14 protein-coding genes and 1 tRNA gene are annotated in these 18,676 nt (G+C 54.3%); all 15 read right to left on the bottom strand.

The genetic code is table 11. The annotated features are described in order from the left end of the window. Positions 1-139 precede the first annotated feature (139 nt). Complete coding sequence (locus VKV29_RS08885; RefSeq protein ID WP_324200952.1) at positions 140-1,264, bottom strand: beta-galactosidase; 1,125 nt, start codon at positions 1,262-1,264, stop codon at positions 140-142. Positions 1,265-1,307: 43 nt separating this feature from the next. Then, a complete protein-coding gene (locus tag VKV29_RS08880; RefSeq protein ID WP_324200951.1) occupies positions 1,308-3,917 on the bottom strand; it encodes a fibronectin type III domain-containing protein in 2,610 nt (869 codons plus the stop codon). Between the two features lie 37 nt (positions 3,918-3,954). Beyond that, positions 3,955-4,131, bottom strand: coding sequence for a hypothetical protein (locus VKV29_RS08875; RefSeq protein ID WP_324200950.1), 177 nt, complete (start codon positions 4,129-4,131; stop codon positions 3,955-3,957). 90 nt (positions 4,132-4,221) lie between these two features. Continuing rightward, a tRNA-Asn gene (locus VKV29_RS08870) sits at positions 4,222-4,294 on the bottom strand. A gap of 133 nt (positions 4,295-4,427) precedes the next feature. Beyond that, positions 4,428-7,901: an SLBB domain-containing protein gene (locus VKV29_RS08865; protein ID WP_324200949.1), complete on the bottom strand. Its 3,474-nt coding sequence runs from the start codon at positions 7,899-7,901 to the stop codon at positions 4,428-4,430. 28 nt (positions 7,902-7,929) lie between these two features. Further along, on the bottom strand, positions 7,930-9,066 hold the full coding sequence (locus VKV29_RS08860; protein WP_324200948.1) for a peptidylprolyl isomerase: 1,137 nt from the start codon (positions 9,064-9,066) through the stop codon (positions 7,930-7,932). Between the two features lie 31 nt (positions 9,067-9,097). Then, positions 9,098-10,243, bottom strand: a complete 1,146-nt coding sequence (locus VKV29_RS08855) for an acetoin utilization protein AcuC (protein ID WP_324200947.1) — start codon at positions 10,241-10,243, stop codon at positions 9,098-9,100. 116 nt (positions 10,244-10,359) lie between these two features. Further along, a complete protein-coding gene (locus VKV29_RS08850) occupies positions 10,360-11,637 on the bottom strand; it encodes a dihydrolipoamide acetyltransferase family protein (protein ID WP_324200946.1) in 1,278 nt (425 codons plus the stop codon). Positions 11,638-11,732: 95 nt separating this feature from the next. Further along, positions 11,733-12,710 (bottom strand): pyruvate dehydrogenase complex E1 component subunit beta, encoded by a 978-nt coding sequence (locus tag VKV29_RS08845; protein WP_324200945.1) that lies wholly within the window; start codon positions 12,708-12,710, stop codon positions 11,733-11,735. A gap of 37 nt (positions 12,711-12,747) precedes the next feature. After that, complete coding sequence (pdhA, locus tag VKV29_RS08840) at positions 12,748-13,758, bottom strand: pyruvate dehydrogenase (acetyl-transferring) E1 component subunit alpha (RefSeq protein ID WP_324200944.1); 1,011 nt, start codon at positions 13,756-13,758, stop codon at positions 12,748-12,750. A 158-nt stretch (positions 13,759-13,916) separates the two neighbouring features. Further along, complete coding sequence (gene ndk, locus VKV29_RS08835; RefSeq protein WP_324200943.1) at positions 13,917-14,333, bottom strand: nucleoside-diphosphate kinase; 417 nt, start codon at positions 14,331-14,333, stop codon at positions 13,917-13,919. Positions 14,334-14,424: 91 nt separating this feature from the next. Beyond that, positions 14,425-16,344 (bottom strand): hypothetical protein, encoded by a 1,920-nt coding sequence (locus VKV29_RS08830; protein ID WP_324200942.1) that lies wholly within the window; start codon positions 16,342-16,344, stop codon positions 14,425-14,427. A 5-nt stretch (positions 16,345-16,349) separates the two neighbouring features. Continuing rightward, entirely contained in the window at positions 16,350-16,856 is a 507-nt protein-coding gene (locus tag VKV29_RS08825; protein WP_324200941.1) for a zf-HC2 domain-containing protein, read from the bottom strand. Further along, the gene (locus tag VKV29_RS08820) at positions 16,849-17,463 is read right to left on the bottom strand and encodes an RNA polymerase sigma factor (RefSeq protein ID WP_324200940.1); all 615 of its coding nucleotides are present in this window, start codon (positions 17,461-17,463) and stop codon (positions 16,849-16,851) included. The genes VKV29_RS08825 and VKV29_RS08820 overlap by 8 nt, the downstream gene beginning before the upstream one ends. Before the next feature lie 292 nt (positions 17,464-17,755). Continuing rightward, on the bottom strand, positions 17,756-18,676 hold a 921-nt coding region (locus VKV29_RS08815), incomplete at its 5' end, for a S1C family serine protease (RefSeq protein ID WP_324200939.1).

Here is an 18,676-nt window from a genome sequence, read left to right as displayed (position 1 = left end):
GTTCGCAGGCTCTGCCGCTAGGGCAAAGCCGTCGCATGCTGGGCGCGCAGCGCTTACAACATTCCCAACTCACGGGAGATTTCTTCTTCTTTTCTATTTACTCGCTGACCGTTAGTTCCTCCGACGGTACGGCTAAAAGTCAAACAGGCCTCTTACCACTTCTCCATTGTTCAATAATACGTTGTGTCGTACTGCCTACCTCATTTAGGTGGCCTTGTTCATCCATTAAGTTCTCAAGCACACCGACGAAGAGGCCATCGCATCCTAAGTCCCATGCAAGTTGGGCCTGTTGCAACTGTCGGTTTGGGGTCGGAGTGATATCCCACTCACCGATTGTACGCAGCCCAAGTCTGCGTAAGCCATCTACTTCCTGCCGGGTTTGCCATCCGGGAACCACCGACACAATAGCCACATCGGCACGCCCAAGTCGGTGCAGATGGCATAGATAGTATTCCGGATACCTTGCAGCATAGGGCCGCTGGTCAGGAGCAATAAAATGGGAGAGCCATACCCAACTTTTTGGCTGGAACCTCGTCGCAACGGCGCCACTCCATGCTTCCGCTGTTTCCAGAATGCTCTGCCGATAAAAATCTAAAAACGTGCGGCACGCTGCCGTTTGCTCATAGCGTAATGGGGGCAAAATATCGGCAAACTCTACATAGCGGGTTCCCCACATCGTGTTGAGGTACTTTATAGAGGGAAAGCGACCCCGAAGAAAATAACGGTAGGCCATGAGAGCGTAGGGGTCGAATGCCCAAAACGAACCCCACAGATAGGATAACTGCCCTTCCATTCCCACCCCTACTTCCACACCATCCACCAGATGGAGTAGTTCGTGCCTACTCAAATAGGCAATAATCTCTTGAATGCCTTTTAGAACCTCTACATGGACTTGTGGGCTCCAGATGGAACCGGCCCAGGTACCATGTTCTCCCTGAGCGTTTTTTGGCTTCGTATCAGGATACTTTTGCCAAAACCAATCCGGCACACCGTGGCTGAAGATCGACACAACAGTCTTGAGGCCGAAGCGCTTCAGCAAGGGTAGATAGATAGCGGCTGCTTGAAAATCGTACTCGCCCTGTGCATTAGGCCATGGACTTAGCGGAAGTCGATGGGTATCTATACCGAGCGAAGCCGCACCTTTTACACGATTGGGACTGCCAATACCACCCCAAGAGACAAATTGCACAGGTTGCACGGATTTTCGTGTTTCCGCAGATTTATTATGGACTTCCACATAAGCACCGATCAAACATTGGCCCATCCGACCTAAAAACTCCCGACGCTGCAACTCTATCCTCCTTTCCTTAGGGCGTACTAGGATAGGCAATATGGCGACCATCTTGAGTAACCCACTCTACACCGTCCCATTGCCAACCTCGATAGGTAAAGGATGTATTGTGCGAACCGGTAAACCAATTTGATGGTGTCGTACACTTTTTGATTTCACCAGGGCGGAGGTTCACAAAGACGATTCGTTTTGGAGGGCCATACTTTCTGAGGAACCCCATAGCGGTAGCTAATTCCCGACGGAACGGGGTGGGTAGGTCTTTCCAATTAGGGAGCCGATGCTCACTAAGCGCCACTAGAAAATCCTCTCCTATCCTGTCCAGCGTACCACCAGGGCTCATTTCCGCTAGTTCAAAGGCACGATGTTCAAAAGCTGGTTCGTCTACAAAACTGGGGCGATCGTAGCTATTGCCTACGGAAAGCCACCATAGATCGGGCATGTCGTGCTGAATGCCAGCTCCGGCCACAAATCCTCCCAGCCAGGACGTTGTACACTCTCCCCAAAGACGATAACCCAGCCAAGCGGCTGTACGATAGAAACGCCACCAATAGGGTTGGCAGGGAAGAGCTTCTTTCGTTTTACCCTCAATAAGAGGCGTATAGTCAACTCCTTCTAACCCACCGAATCCACCATCTACCAAAATCCCCTCAAACCCTAACAGACGGCCCATGCGAAGCGTAGGATAGAGCTGGTCATCGAACCAACCACTTGCCATGCTCATAGGTACCCATCCGTAGGGGGTATCTTTAGGCCATTCCCCATCCTTGTTACGCCGTATCCATTCCATGGCGTGCTCACGAACTCGTTTAGCACCTAACTGCTCCAAATAGGGTGCTCCACAGGGAAACTGTTGATACTCCTCTGCACGCGGATCTCCTCCCCAGAAGCGATCCGAAAGCGCTAAAGGCAAGCTCATAGTCAGCAGTTCCCCTCTCATCCAAAACACAGGTTGAATGCCATCTTCTTTGAGCTGTTTACACAGGGTGGCTATTTCCCTATTCGCTCCATAGTTGGGATCGCGCAAGTACTTGGAAGAGACTGAGTAGGGTTGGCTAAGCCAAAAATCGTGCCAAAATGCGAAAGCGTCTATCGAGTTACGGTGCCACGCTTTGGCCAACTCCCGAGCGAAAGGAAGTAGTCCAACCTTGGCTAATCGTTGACCATCGAGTGTTCCTGTGTAGACGGAAGCGGTTAGGAAGGCAGGCTTAAAGCCAAAAGTCTCAGCATTACGCCATAGAAAATGGAGTTGTGCATCCGTATAACGTTGCGGTACCGGTGGAAAATCCCGGCTTATTTTCGGACTGCTATAAAGATAGTAGACCGTATCTACCACAAACCGACGCCCCGCCTCGCCGCAATCGAAGGCAAGGTTGGGCCAAACTCCATCATGGCCTTCTTCTGGGTAACTTGCAAATTGGATGTGGGCGCAGTGATAGAGCTGCCGCACTGCAAAAATCAGATTCCCATTACCCCAGTCGAGAAAGCCCATAGGCACGGCCTGCAGACAGCCTAGATCCGCATGATAGCCGCCACCACGCCGAGGTGTTCCGGCTAGCATCGGTTGGGTAATATCCCAAGAGGGTGAAAAGTCTACAATTCCCGCCGAATGAAAATGGGCATAGTAAAGGCTCACGTTTTTGCGAACCCCCTCTGGACCAAAGCCATCGTTCAGACATATCTGATACCCCCACTTAAAATAAGAGGGCACGAACACCTCTATTTTGCGAGCCAGTCCAACATAAAGGGTTCCCCCTATTTTCTTCTGCACAGGCCAAAAGGTTTGCCAGACCCGAATAGCTGTCCAGCGTGTCCAACCTGTATCCTCTATGGGCAACCAACTCTCAAAGGTCACCCTTTCCCCGTCTATATGGTAGCTGACCAACCCCCGAAACGTGCGGTCTCCTAGCTCGCGCGTGGGCGAGGTGTAGTCTACTGTATAAGCATCACCGAGCCATGGATGGTCCTTGGTTTTTTGTGGCATAGTGGGAAAGCCCTGGGCGTCCATCTTTACCATATCAATGCCGTTACCGTAAGGGATAGGATAGAGCAGGTGCTGCCCATCGGCAACCTGCCAATCGCGCCAACGGGCAATATCTTCGTCGAAAACAATGCTCTGCCCATCAGCCCAGTGAACAACAACTCCATGTGAAATCGACTCACGGTAAGGGCCGAACGATAACGAGACCGGCTCGGTTTGTAGTGTAGGAGGTTTAAGGGTGGTTGGCTTTACATCTACAGAGCAGGAACGCTCCGTTTCGGCTCCATCGTGCAGCAGGGCCGCCACGGCAAAAGTATAGGTTTTTCCGTTATCTAAACCGGTTGCTGTCCATTCAGTCCGATTAGGACCAACAGTGGCAATAGCTACCCAGTCCTTGCCTCTTTTTTGGAAAACTCGGTATCCTCTTACTTTGCCGAAGGCAGCCTCTGGACATGGGTTCCAACAAAGGTAAGCCTTTTGGTCACCCCTATCAGCAAAGAGCACAGGCGGCAATACCGGTGGGATCAGAGAGGGATTTTGCGCAACTGTAGAGGATAGACTGTAGGGGATAGTCTTCATGTCTCCGTAGAGGATAAGGCCAGAAATAAGCAAAAGCCATAAGCTTCGTCTTCCTTGAGGAGACAGCATACAGAACTCCTTTCCACACTTTTCTGTCTTTAATGCTTTAATGAAAGAACGAACAATAAAGCCTTAAGTTAACGTAGAGAGAGTAGTAGTTCCAACTGCTTTGACATCCAAAAAGATAAAAAGTGACAACAAAATAGTCCATATCGCCCTGTGCCCATCTCAAATCCCGTTTGGCTTTATGCCCGGCCGGTTTCATGACAGTAAGTTTGTTCACCCTCTACCTATCATCCCCCAGCCTCTGCCTCTGCTCTAAAAAGCAAAAAGGTAGAACTTCGACCGAAGTTCTACCCTGTCACCTTTTTAACTCCCCGCGATGGACTCGAACCATCAACCCTTCGGTTAACAGCCGAATGCTCTGCCGATTGAGCTAGCGGGGAATAGGAAGCCTTTCCGAAAAGCCTCTACTATTTTGGCACGACAGCCCGCCTCTTGTCAAGAGATTCTTCGGTATCTTCGCCTCCAAACTGGAGCCTAGCCATACGTTTTTAGCAGACGGAACGGCGAGACACCTTACAAGCCCACCAGCCCCGTAGCGATGCGGAAAATGATGGCGCTGGTGGTAAGGGCGCGGAAGAAGTCCTCAATGTTGTTTCCTCCCCCTGAAAGCTTGGCGGCAAGGACCTTCGTAGGAACAAAGATCAGATCTCCCGGCTCCAAAGAGCGCACCTTATAGCCTGGAGTGAGGCCACCCCCTGCATGAATCACCACGATATGGTCTAAAGCCGCATCCGGAGCATAACCGCCTGCTTGATTGACGTAGTAAGAAATTCCCTCACCTTTACGATAGATCACCCCTCGCGGTTGAACAACAGCGCCGATCACCTGTACCGTTGTTGGCACGGTTGGAATGGTGAGTTGATCGCCATCTGCCAAAAGCAGATCATCCGGCCCACCCGGATGTTTCAGCGCTTCCGGCAGGTTAATAGCGATGTTGCCGTTGGGCTGCAGGTCGGTTGGGCCAAGCACGCGCGGTGGCGAAACCAGATCGCGCTTGGAAAGCTCCAAAGCCAACGTGGCTGCCGCAGAGCTGCCGGCTGCCTGCCCATTGGTGGTGAGTGGCACGCTGCTTGTGGCCGCATTGCCGGCAGCCTTAATGCGCTCCAAATCGGAAAGCGCTAGCTGTCGTTTATAGTCACTTTGGTTATAGAGGTCAGCAAGGTCGCTAATGACGCGAGCAAGTTGTTTCTGCTCCGGCGAGGCCATTTCATCCGGGTTTCTGTTGAACTGGGCACCTTCAGGAAACGCCTCTTTGGTTAGCCCACCGGCCATGCGAACGAGATCGCTGATACGGGTCGTCTTGGTGATAATGTAGGGGCCCGGATGTTCTACCTGCCCTTGAATATAGGCCACCATCGGCTTTTCCTGATAGTGCCCCACTCCAGGCACGGTTACCACATCCCCATCGCGCAACAGGGGGTCTTGATCGGGCACGCACTCGCCGTGAGGGCCTCGTGTGACCATCACGGTTTGCGTAGGACTTTCGTTGCCGCTTACGAATTGGCGTGCATGGGCTATCACAATCTGATTGCTGGCGTTTGGCAGCAACCCGCCGGCGAGGCGTAGTAGATCGCTGAGATGCATATCCTCGCCTCTATCGTACTGACCGGGAGCGTTCACCAGTCCCAAGATCACCACCTTATGTGCCGGCATATATTGCGCCTGCGCCTCGGTGTAGACGGCGACGACATCGTTATCGTGCACCGCAATGTTCTTCTGACCATCTCCCGCCTGCAGCTCATCTATGGTGGCGTAGTAGTAGCGCTTACTTCCATCTCCATTTTGGCGCTCATCCACCACCAAGGCAGCATCGGGAAGCGGCCCACCGGCCTTCAGCAGCAGATCGCTGAGATGCATTCCTTCGCTGTACTGATACACGCCTGGGCGCTGTACATCTCCGCGAACGGTTACCTTACGCTCCCCCATAAAGGCCGCTTGTTGGACGGTATAAATTTCCAGTTTATCCCACCGCTGTAAGGGAATATTGGCTGCCGGATCGCCCTCCAGAGCGGCGGCCAAATGAATGGGAATGTAGGTCGGAACGCCGCTTGGGTTCCAACGATAGAGAGCGGCGCGTTGGAGATAGGCCTCACTGAGAGGGCCACCGGCCATCTGCACCAGATCGGCTATGCGCATTCCGGGGGTTAGGGCGTAGGCACTTGGCTGAGCCACAGCCCCATCAATCCGTACCACGTTCTGGATAGTAGGCCGTAACTGCAGTACGTTCACAATATCGCCATCGTAAAGGCGAAAATGCGCAACGGCAGAGCTATCTGCGAGGTCTACTGTGTGAATTACCCTCGCCTTTCCGGGCTGCACCGTGATTACCTGCACCGCATGGCTAACTCCGGCAGCGCGAACCCCCCCGGCAAGGTGTAGGAGATCGGCCAACGTCTCCCCTTGCTTCAACTCATAACAGGCAGGTGAGCGCACCTCCCCCATAGCATAGACCCGTTCATCGGTACCGGGCACGAAGATGACATCGCCTGGTTGAAGCGGAATATCGAAGCGAGAGGTTCCTCCCTTAGCGGGTAGATCGGCCATGAGTTGATAGAGGTCAAGAGGCAACACCTTATTGCCGCGCCGCACCTCGATATCGCGAAACGAGCCGTCCTTTGTGGGGCCGCCGGCAGCGTACAGCACATTAAAAGCGGTTGCCACCGCCGGCACAATGTAGGTGCCTGGCGCAAACACATGCCCCATCACGGTTACCGAGATAGTGCGCAATCGTGAGAGGCTGATTGAGACATCCACATTACGATAATAACGGCTCAGATGCGCACGTAGGGCCTGCTCTGCCTGGGCCAACGTCATCCCTGCCACGTTCACTCGGCCATCTTTACCTAAATCCAACTCCCCTTGCGGGCTTACCTGCAAGGTAAGAACGCGCGGCTCCATAGCCGGATTAGAGTATCGAACGACCACCACATCTCCACCAAAGAGTTGATAGTTCAAGGGAGGAGACGAAATGATGTTGAACACCATCTGCTCGAGTGGGTCGGCCACTCCATTGTAGGCATTGATCGCGTTTTCGCCGGGCTGTTGCGTTACGGGACTGCCATAGACGCCATTAGGCACCGCATAAGGGCCACCAAATGGTGGGTAAAGAGGGTTGCCATAGGGATAGCCCATTAGGGGAGGCATATGAGAGTAGGGAGCATACGGATAGTTATAGGGAGCGGCATACGGATATTGGTTCTCCGTTCCTAAAGAGGGCGTTGGATTCTCGGAGTTCTGGGAGGGTACGGTGGTTTGCCCCATTACTCCCGCCGTTAACGCCGCAGCGCCAAGAGGCCCTAAAGGAGGTTGCTGGGTGGAGGTTGCTCCAGGCAAAGGAGGTACAATGGGTTGAGTTGGCTGAGGCGCATTGACGGGAGGTTGAGGCATTGGGTTGCCTGTCGCGATGCCGGCTGCATTCGGATTGCTTGTGGGCTGCGTTGGGGAGATCGGAGGCGTAGAAGAAGTAGAAGAAGATGTTGCAGCGCCTCCAACAGTCATTTTGAGATAGGGATAGTACTGCATCAAAAAGGCGCGTCTGGCGAGAATGTATTCTCGTGCCGGCTCGAAAAAGTCGTAACCGAAGAGAGGGAGGTCTTCAGGGCGCTTGAAGGTACGGGCATCCGGCGGATTCGGACTAAAATCTCCGAAATCCTTTAGGCTCTGCTCTAAGGTCTGCTCCACCGCCTTGTTTGGCGTACCGTTGAGGCTTTTGCCGCTGCTATCTGTGGGCTGCACCAGCGGATTGGCGGGCGGTGCAACAGGTGTTTGCTGCTGTTTTTGAAGAGCCTTTAAATCCTCCTCCTGCTTTTGGGGCGTTGGAGTGACCGTAGTGCCTGAAGTCGAAGGGGGATTCTGATCGCCGTTCCCTTGCGCATTGGCAGGCCGGTTAGGGCTTAGAGATAGCCCCCAAAGCCCTAAACCAAGCCCACTTAACAAAGCAACACGCCCCCATACAGAGATTAGCGACCCTGAAGTACGACCTAGCATCTTCTGCGTCCCTCTCTAGCAAAGCATCTTAACGCCCGGCCTGAGGTGGCAAGCCCATAGGGGCCGGAGGTTGTAGGTTGTTTTTCAGACCGGCCTTTTGAGATAGCTGCGTGATATACTCGTTCGCCTGTTGATTGAGAACCTGGTCAAGCACCTGCTGGCGCTGATCGGCCGGAATCTGATCCCCGGTCTTTATCACTTCGATGAGATGATAGCCGTATTGCGTATGTACCGGCTGGCTGATCTGCCCCGGTTTTAGGCTAAAAACAGCCGCATCGAAGGGAGCCACCATCTGTCCCCGCATGAAGACGCCTAAATCGCCACCGCGGTTTTTAGAGCCGGTGTCATCGCTATATTTCTTAGCAGCATCTTCAAAGCTGATCTTTTTAGCCAGGATCTGCGCGCGAATCTGTTCGGCTTTCGCTTTTGCATCGGCATCGGCCTTTTTATCGGCGGCCGAGGAGTTCGGTTGAATGTCGGGCGCTTTGATGAGGATATGACGCGCATCCACAAAATCGCCCGGCCCTATGGGGTGCCCAAGCTTCTTCTCAAGGTCTTTTTTCATCAACCCCTCGAGCAACAGGCGAAAACGCTCCGACACGCGCAGTTGATCGCGGCTGATGTGGCGCTGGGCAAGAAACTGATCGTCCGTAAGACTGGCAGGAATAACCCCCTGCGTTCGCAGCTGTTTGAGCTGCTGATCCAGCGCCTGATCGACCTCGGCAGGGGTAACGGTTACCCCCTCGGCAGCAGCCTCATGCTCCACCATCATGAGTTGCAAAATGGCATTTACCGCATTATAGAGACTAGGCGGTGGATTTTGTTTTAACTGTTGTAGCACCTCATCCGGTGTCAACGTAACCGACGTTTTAGGGCTATCGCCAAAGAGCTGATCGGCCACCGACGGGCCGATCACCTGGGCAACGGTATCCTTAAACTGCTGAGGAAAGTCCTTACGAAACTGGGAAATAAAGTCGTCCCAGGTCAGATTCTCTCCAAAAACGCTACCTACAATTTGAGGTGCGCCCCCGCCAGGAGCCGAACTGTTGGCCTGTTGGGGTGCCCCGGCATTCGGTTGCGCCTGAGGCGCCGCCATAGCGCCTCGCCACACCATCGTCAAAGCTATTCCCAGTGCAGGGAATAGCACCCGCTTTGCTTTAATCATGTTGATTTGAAATGCTCCTTCGCAAGCATTGTTAATTGATACTGGATTTGCCTAGTCCATAGTAAGGAAAGAGAAGGCTTTTGACTTGTTGAACGGTTCTTTTAGCAAATGCCCATGCAGCCTGGCGTTCTGCATCGGAGACTGCCGGCTCGATGGGGTCGGTAAGCTGCGGTATGCTTTCGTGATAGGCATAGCTCTGCGGGGTTGTGTCCGCTATCTCCTTGCCGATCAGAGTGGCCACCGCCAACGTCCACATGCGCGGAACGGTGGTTAAATTATAGCCGCCTCCCCCTACGGCGACAATGGGTTTGCCCAAAGCTTTTACATCCTTAACGGCCTGCAACCAGCCTTGCGCACTCAAACAGACATGGGCGAGCGGGTCGTAGGCATGGGCATCGGTTCCCATCTGCAGAAAGATGGCGTCGGGATGGTAAGCTTCTAGGATAGGAATCGCCACCTCGCGCCATGCCCAAAGCCATACCTCATCGGGCGTGTTTGGTGCCAACGGAATATTAACGCTTGTGCCCAATCCAGCCCCTTCTCCTATCTCCTCAGGGAAACCGGTGCCGGGAAAGAGCGTTCTTCCATTCTCATGGATCGAGATGGTCAGAACATTCGGATCACGATAAAACGATTCCTGAACCCCATCTCCATGATGTACATCAATATCCACATAGGCCACCCGTGAAAACCCGCGAAGAAGGCGTCGTATTCCTACCGCACAGTCGTTTAACACGCAAAAACCAGAGGCACGACTGTAGTGCGCATGATGCAGCCCTCCCGACAAGTTGAAGGCTACCGGCTGGCCCTCTTGTGATTTCGCCTCGATCACGGCCTGTGCCGCCCCTATGGAGGCCCCTGTATAGCGCATAGAGGCGGTATAGATGCGAGGAAACAGAGGGTTATCGGGCGTATTTAGCCCATATCGGTACACATCAGCCACCGGCTCGCCCCTCTCCAAACGCCGCAGCACATCAAGATACTCCGCACTATGAGAGAGACAGACCTCTTCGTCGCTTGCAAGTTCTGGTTCTACCTTTTCCAAGGCCTCCTCAAAAAGACCATAACTCTCCAGAAGAGCGTAGGTCATTTCCAGCCGAATCGGCTTGAGGGGATGGCCTGGCCCCATATCGTATTCAAGAAGCTTCTCGGAGAAGAAGAAGCGCGCCGGATTCATATCGGCCTAAGTCCCTTCATACAACGCCGAAGTGGCACTGCCTGTGCATTTTACCGGATTTTGCTTGCAAAGAGGTTCCCATTCTCTTACAGATGTGCTTTTCAGCTGGCGAAATTTTAGGAGAGCAACGATAAGGGTGCTTCTAGAACTCGCTTCAGCTCCTGCAAAAATCGGGCGGCCACCACTCCATCGAGCACCCGATGGTCGGCGGAGAGGGTCACCTTCATGCGGGCGCGGATGGCGATCTCGTCGGTGTCGCCCACCACTACCGGCTCACGGAAAATGCCGCCAACCGCCAATATTGCAGCGTCTGGTGGGTTGATGATGGCCGTAAATTCATCCACGCCCATCATGCCAAGGTTGGAAATGCTGAATGTGCTGCCGCTATACTCTTCCGGCTTCAGCTGGCCGCTGCGGGCTTTGGCGATCAGTTGCTTGGCTTCGGCGGATATCTGTCGCAATGTCTTTGCTTGGCAATCGCGCACCACCGGCACGATCAGCCCCTCCTCAATGCCCACGGCGATGCCGATATGAATGGCCTCGTGCCGCACGATGGTGTTATTATCCGTCCATGAAGCGTTGACTTCGGGCACACGGGTGAGAGCGACAGCGCAGGCCTTAACGATGAGGTCATTAACGGTGATCTTATTTCCATCGCTTGCATCGGCGTTAAGCTCCTGCAAAAGCGCCCGCGCCCGATCCATCTCGATGACCATAGTTACGTAGAAATGGGGGATATTTTGCTTGCTCTTGCGCGTGCGTTCGGCTATGGCGCGGCGCATGCGCGACGGCTGTATCTCCTGTCCCGGGACGGTTGTGGGCACCGATTCCGGCGCTCGCTCCACAACGGGAGCGGTTTCCGGAGCCGTTGGTGTTGTCTGGGTTTGCAGAAAGGCGCGAACATCGCGCTCAACGATGCGCCCGTTCGGCCCTGTGCCTTTAATCTGATGCAAGTCTATGCCATACTGCTTTGCGATGGAGCGCGCCAGGCCCGAGGCACGCACGCGCTCCTCCGACTGAGCGCTTGTGGTTATCGTCGCTTGCGAGAGAGGGGTAGCCGTGTTGGTCGTTGTTTGAGCAGAGGAAAGCCGATTTTGGGATTCCTCGGTGGAGGAGGCCGTTGCGCCGTTCGAGCGTTGCGAATCGGTTTTCTGGGCGGTTGGCTCCCCAACAATAGCAACAGCCGTTCCAATAGGGACGGTCTCACCTGGCTGCACCAAAATCTTTGTTAAAACCCCCTCCTCGTACGACTCCAGAGGGACTCTTGCTTTATCCGTTTCGATCTCGGCGATAGCCTCACCTTTGGCGACAGGCTCGCCCTCTTTCTTCAGCCAAGCGATGATCGTCCCCTCTTCCATGCCATCGCCCATTTTAGGCATGCGAACTTCTGCCATGAGTTCACCTCAACAGATAGAAAGGAGGCCATGCCTTTAGGAGCGCAGCCTCTTTTTCGACCTTTCTGGAATGATAAAATACTTTGTCTAAAGACCTAGGCGAGAGTGCGCCTCACCGCGGCTACAATCTCGTTCTCATTGGGAATGGCGGCTCGTTCCAAATTGCGCGCGTAAGGCATGGGTACGTCGGCCCCGGCCACGCGCTCGACGGGCGCATCTAGCTCGTCATAGCCCTGCTCGTATAGCCGAGCGGCGATCTCCGCGCTAATGGACACATTTCGCCACTCATCGTGAACCACCACGGCACGATGAGTCTTTTTAATGGAACGCAACAAGGCATCCACGTCTAACGGCACGAGTGTACGGAGGTCAATGACCTCACAGGAGATGTTCTCTTTCTCCAACATCTCTGCCGCTTTGAGGCACAGATGCAGGCATCGCAGATAGGAGATCAGGGTTACATCGGAGCCTTCGCGCACAACCGAAGCCACCCCTAACGGCAGGGTGAAATCGGGGTCTTCCGGCACCTCGCCGGCAAGCCCATACAGGCTGGCATGCTCCATAAAAATCACCGGGTTATCGTCTCGAATTGCGGCCTTTAAGAGGCCCTTCGCGTCGGCTGGCGTGGAGGGAACTACCACTTTAAAGCCGGGAGTATGGGCATACCACGATTCAAGGCTTTGCGAATGTTGAGCGGACAACTGCGTGCCCACCCCGGCCGGCCCACGAAAGACGACGGGGCAGTGGATTCGACCGCTAGACATATAGGTGATCTTCGCGGCATGATTCACCAACTGGTCCATCGCTTCCAAAGCGAAAGACCAAGTCATGAACTCGGCCACAGGCCGCAACCCCACCATGGCCGCTCCGGTAGCAAGGCCTGCAATGCCGATTTCACTAATGGGTGTATCGAGCACTCGTCGAGGGCCAAACTGCTGAAACAACCCTTCGGTCACCCTATAGGTTCCCTGATACTGCCCCACGTCCTCGCCGCAGATAAACACATTGGGGTCGCGCTCCATCTCCTCCGCAAGGGCAAGTCGCAGGGCCTGATTATAGCGCATTCGTGCCATGGTCTAAAAAAGAACTCCTCCCTTTTGGTGTCGGCATCTACACATAGACATGATCGTAGAGGCTATCGAGAGGAGGTTCAGGGCTGTTTTCAGCAAAAGCAATGGCATCGGCGACCTCGGCGCGGGCCTCTTGCTCGATCTGATCTAGCTCTTCTGCGGAAATAAGGCTGTGCTCTTGGAGATACTTCTGAAGCTGCAGAATCGGGTCGCGCTGACGCCACTTTTGAACCTCTTCTTCGGTTCGGTAGAACATCCAACCTTTGGTGTTGTCATCTCCAATGCCGTGCCCCACGAAGCGATAGCAGTCGGCCTGCAAAAAGTAGGCCTCCCCCGTCTTCCGGATGCGCTCAATGGCTCGACGAGCGACCTCATGCATGGTCAACACATTCATGCCATCTACCCGCTCTCCCTCAATGCCGTGCGCCTTCGCCTTCAACACGAAGTCGGGCTGCCCGGTGGAGCGCTGCACCGAAGTTCCCATGGCGTACTGGTTGTTCTCCAGCACATAAAGAATGGGGAGCTTGTAGAGACCCACCATATTCAAAGCCTCATGTACTCCCCCCTGGTTCATGGCCCCATCGCCGAAATAGCAGACGCAGATATTGTCGCCCCCTCTATATTTCAACGCGTAGCCAACCCCCAACGAGATCGGCACCGGCCCTCCAACAATACCGTCGCCGCCCAGGAAGCCGCGATCCGGATTGATAAGGTGCATCGAGCCTCCTTTTCCACCGGCACAACCGGTGGCGCGCCCTAAAAGCTCCGCCATGATGGCGCGCATCTCGGTGCCACAGGCCAACGCATGGGCGTGATCGCGATAGGTGCAGAGCACATAATCACCAGGAAGACGCAGTTGGGGAATGACGCCGGCTACAAGGGCTTCTTGACCGTCGTAGCGATGCAGATAGCCCCCGATCTTGCCCTCGTGGAATTTCTGATAGACCGACTCTTCCATCCGTCGGATACGGAGCATGAGACGATAGAGGTCAATAAGCTCATCGCGTGTTAGCTCGCCCCTCGCGGAGCGTTCGGCAATGGTTTTTGCCATGATGGTTCCTCTCTATCTAGCCTATTTCAACTTCTTGTGGAAGCTCAGAATCTCTTCAAAGTAGGGAAGGTTCCTTCTACCCTACCTTTCAGATTATACCGCATTTCGCGCGAATACGGGAAAACTTTTTACGCCGATTGCAAGATTTTTCGAAGCGCTTAGCGTAACAGCTCCTCCGGTCGAAACCAGAGCGCTATCTCCTTCTCCGCCGTCTCCACCGAATCGGAACCGTGCACGAGATTCGTGGTGATCTCGGTAGCAAAATCGCCTCGTATGGTTCCCGGAGCGGCATCAAGCGGGTTTGTGGCACCGATAAGGGCTCGGGAAAGGCGTACTGCATTAGGCCCTTCCCATACCATCGCGACTACCGGCCCACTGGTAATAAAATTCACAAGGTCTTGAAAGAAGGGTCGCTCACGATGCACTGCGTAGTGATTCTCGGCAAGCTCGCGGCCGGGCAGCAGCAACTTCATGCCGACCAGTCGTAACCCCTTCTGCTCAAACCGCCGAACGATCTCGCCCACAAGCCGGCGCTCCACACCGTCCGGCTTTACCATAATAAAAGTACGTTCCATACTCTCCTCACGTGGCCTACCGCCATTGGAAAACCAAGTGCAGATTATAGCACTCTCACCCGTAAAATCGCAATATTTCGGTAAAAGTGCTCTATTCAGACAATGTGTGCGTTAATACCCATTCTCTATCATTCATTGCAGCCTCTTGAATGGCCGCGGCGGTGCGGGCATCCTGCTTGATGGTGATCTGCAGCAGACCGAGGTAGACAACCGCCATAAGGGCTAGCGCAGGCCACAGCAGACTACGAACCATTTGAAAAGCCCCCTCTAATGGCCTGCTCTTCAACAGGAGACTCCTTATTCCACCTACCACACAAACCACAAACGCAAACGATAGGCCGAGAAACCAACGTACTAGCATTTGCACTTGGTCTTCATGAGGCCCAACACTATCTAATCCCGACAACACGCGCGCCAAAGGGTGCATCTGCCCTATCTGAGCATGAAACCCACCCCACAAGGCCGCCGTTACCCCGAAGCCTAAAATAACACAAAGGGCGCTCGCTTTCCAAGCAGGCTCTGTTTGTGGTTCCTCCTTGCCAAAAAGGCGACCAGATAGCCAGGATAAACCCACCAGCCACAACAGCCCCCCACAGACAAGAACCCCTAATGCCCACCCCATCGAGGGTAACAGGAAAAATAGGTAGAGCAACCCCATAAAAAGTGTCGCAAGTGTTAGAAAGAGCAGAAGTTGAGCACGCGGAAACCGTTTTATCAACAGCGCCCCGCCACCGAGAATAAAAAAGCTACCCAAAAGTCCTATCATCTGCTGCAGTGTAAGCACTCCTAACATCCAATCGGACAAAAGGGCCTTAAGAGGAATGCCGGGAGGTACCCCATCATAAGGTGCTGCGGAACGCGCCAGCCCCAATGTTTGACGCAGTTTCAAACTTTTGATGACCTCATGCTCCAGCCAAAGAGCCTCCGCCTCCTCCCCGCTACGGCGTAACAGAGCGAGATAGCGCCGGCCGTAAGGCTCCCATGTGGCTAACGAGTCGATCATCCCCTCTCCTTGTAAGGGCGTCTTATCCCCCGTGCTCGCAATAAGCACTAAATCGGTTCCCAAAAGGGCCTCGTAGGCCCACGGGGCCGTGTCGCGCAGTATCCCGCCCAAACGCGCTAGCGCATGATGCAGCCGGAACGCCTGAGAAAGGTGCCCTACCGCGATGTCTTGCTCGGCCTCATCATGCACATGAAAAGCCATGGCCCGCAAGGCCTGCAGATGCGGAAAAGAGAGTAGCGTAAGCGGCTCAAGCTTCTGTAAAGCCCCCTGATCGCCGAAAACCTGTGCATAGAGCCGCCATTCCCCTAACACCTGTTCATACAGATGCGAGTTCCACTGAGAGGTAGAGGCGACACGCTCCAAAGCCTGCTCGCCTTGTAACTCCTGGTGATCGGAAAAGTAAAGCCAGGCACGCATGGCCGGCCAAAAGGCGTTTTTCGGCTCTAGCTGTTCTCCTCTCTTCAAGGCCACGTCGAGAATCGCACCCCTTTGTGGTGCTACAGGGGAAAGCGCGTTCGGTTTGGAGGCCGGCACAGGGTTCATAGAATGGTCGCCAGCAACGACTTCGCTGCTCTCTTGCTGAAGCGCTACATGCACCAAAAGGGCGTACAAACCCGGCACATTTGGATGCTTTTGTATCAGGCCTACGAGCCGCGCAAGAGTGCCTACCGAGACATTTGATGCGGAAAGCGGATGATCTAGATTTGCCGAAATTAGCCCCATCTGCACGAGAACGTCTGATGGCTCTGTACTCGCCACCCACTCCAAACGGGCAGCATCACTTGCCGATAAGTGCATAGGCGCAACCAAGCCACTATATCCGGAAGTTAAGGAAGTCTCCCACTGGGCGAGGAGTATGTTCCGAGTGAAAGGCAGAAGTGCCAGCCCCCCCAAAACCCCAATAACGATACCGAAATACCAGCCTCTTACCGATCCCCACCCTTTGGGAGCGGTAACAAGCGGCTTAGGCTGATGAGGCTCCCATGGCTGCGAATGCGTAGCTGGCATCGTGACTATTGAGGGGTATACGCACGAACTTCGGGCGCTGAAGTCGAGTGCCACATGAGGGCTGCTCGCGGTGAAGAGGTGTTTAAAGGTAATGCCAGGGTACCCGGCACAAAACGATGGCTCTTCGTGAGCTGTATATCTCCAGGCACTCCCCGCGAGGGCTGCGACAGGTGAAGCGAAGACAGCAGCAAAATCCAGGTAACTGCTGCGGCGGCTACTGCACCAGCTGCAGCCTGAGCCAAAAAGATGATCGCCCCCTTTCTCTGTTCCCACCAAGTAAGAGGTTGTGGTTGCGCTAAAGCCTGCAGAATGCGGTCATCAAACGAAGAGGCAACCCTGCATTCGCAGTCTTGTTGTAGGTACTTTCGCATCTGCTGATAGGCCTCGTAGGCGTTACGACAAGAGGCACATGTCTTAAGATGCGCAAGCAGCGCCTGACGCTTCGCAAACGGCAAAGCCCCATCCATCTCCAGAGAAAGCAGTCGGCGCCATTGCCGGCATGGATCAGACATTCTCTATCTCCTCCTGCAAAGCGAGCCACTTTTGGCGAAACTGCTCTCGTGCGGCGCTTAAACGCGAGCGCACCGTGCCTACCGGAATATCCAATACTTCGGCTATTTCTGCGTACTCCAACCCCTCCACCTCTCGCAGAATGAGTGCGGCACGAATGGGCGGCGATAGCGAGTTGATGATCTGTTCGATGGCAAGCCGCTGGTCGGTGTCAACGCTCGGAGCAACGAGCGTTGACAGAGCCTCCGTATCGAGAGAGGTCTCAAGCTTGGCGCTTTTACGCCGCATCCTATCTAAACACAGGTTCACAACGATGCGATAGAGCCATGCGTAAAAACTGACTTCACCACGAAACTGTCCGATCTGACGAAACGCTTTTACAAACGCTTCCTGCGCTATGTCCTCCGCTTCACGTGAACTGCGCAACACCTGAGCGGCCAAGCGTACGACCCGATCACGATACTTTTGCAGTATCCAACGCACGGCGCGCTCATCTCCCTCCGCGCAGCGCTGCAGCCAGTACAGCTCCTCACGCTGCTCCGGAGTGGCCGTCGTTATATCATGGGCAAGCGAAAGCGACTGCTTCCATCGTTGTAACCCTGTCTCCATAGCGAGTGACTCCTTACTCCTTCCTGAAGTCGCTGCCATAGGAACGGCAGCAACTCTCAGGCAATGACCGATACTCTGTTAAGGAAACCATACCTGCGGTTCGATGTTTCTTTATTCGATTGCTCACGGGCACCAATGTGCCATAGGCTCTGAAGAGCTACGAATTAATAGTACCCTTAAATAGCGCTTGAACGAACATGTGTGCTTTTCTGTATTTTTTATGCTCGCTCCCTTCTCCATCTCCACCCTCCTATTCCGGAATTGTGGCAGAACCGCGAATCTTTTACAGGGCTTAAGGCTGTTGAGCCACCTGAACCTGAATCTGGGCGTACTGGTCGCCCCGATGAACCTCCAGAGTTACCGTGCTTCCTACCTTCAACCCCTGCGTAACCGCACGGAACTGGTCGCTATCCGTTATCGGGCGTCCGTTGATGCGGGTAATAACGTCGCCTGGCTCGATGCCGGCTTGGGCCGCCGGCCCATCACGGTACACGCCGGTAACGACAACTCCTTTCACCGGTGGCAGCCCAAAACGTGTTGCTAAAGATGGCGTATTGGTCTGCACTACCACACCAAGCCAAGGCCGTGGAACTTTGCCGTAGGCCTTAAGCTCTTCGGCAACTTGCAAGGCAGTATCAATGGGAATGGCGAATCCGATGCCCTCGGCATGCTGACGAACCAATGTATTAATGCCGATAACACGTCCCTCGATATCCACAAGAGGGCCGCCCGAATTGCCAGGGTTAATGGCAGCACTGTGCTGAATAAGATGGGAGTAGATGCGCCCATCGTCGGTCGCGATGGGACGATCGAGGGCGCTGATCACCCCGTTGGTAACGGTGAATCGTAACCCCAACGGATTTCCGATAGCCACACATATCTGCCCGGGCACCAAACCTCTTACCGTTCCCAATTTGGCAGCCGGTAGATTATGCCCATCAATTTTTACTAACGCCACATCGGTGGTATAGTCCGCTCCTACTAAATGCCCATTGAATCGCCTTCCATCGGCCAAAGTCACCGTAATCTTACGCCCGCTGTCGCTACGCCCTACCACATGTTCATTGGTCAGAATGTAGCCATCCGGCGTGATGATCACCCCGGAACCTTCCCAATGGCTCTGCTCCACCTGCGGCTCAACGCCCATCATCTCGTCAAAGATGTCGGGTTCAACCCGCACGGTCTCTGAGGCATCAATATAGACCACCGAACG

The organism is Chthonomonas sp., from assembly GCF_035294165.1.
Taxonomy (GTDB): Bacteria; Armatimonadota; Chthonomonadetes; order Chthonomonadales; family Chthonomonadaceae; genus Chthonomonas.
The sequence above is the reverse complement of the archived record's forward strand: the minus strand, read 5'-3'. Positions and strand labels throughout refer to the sequence as shown.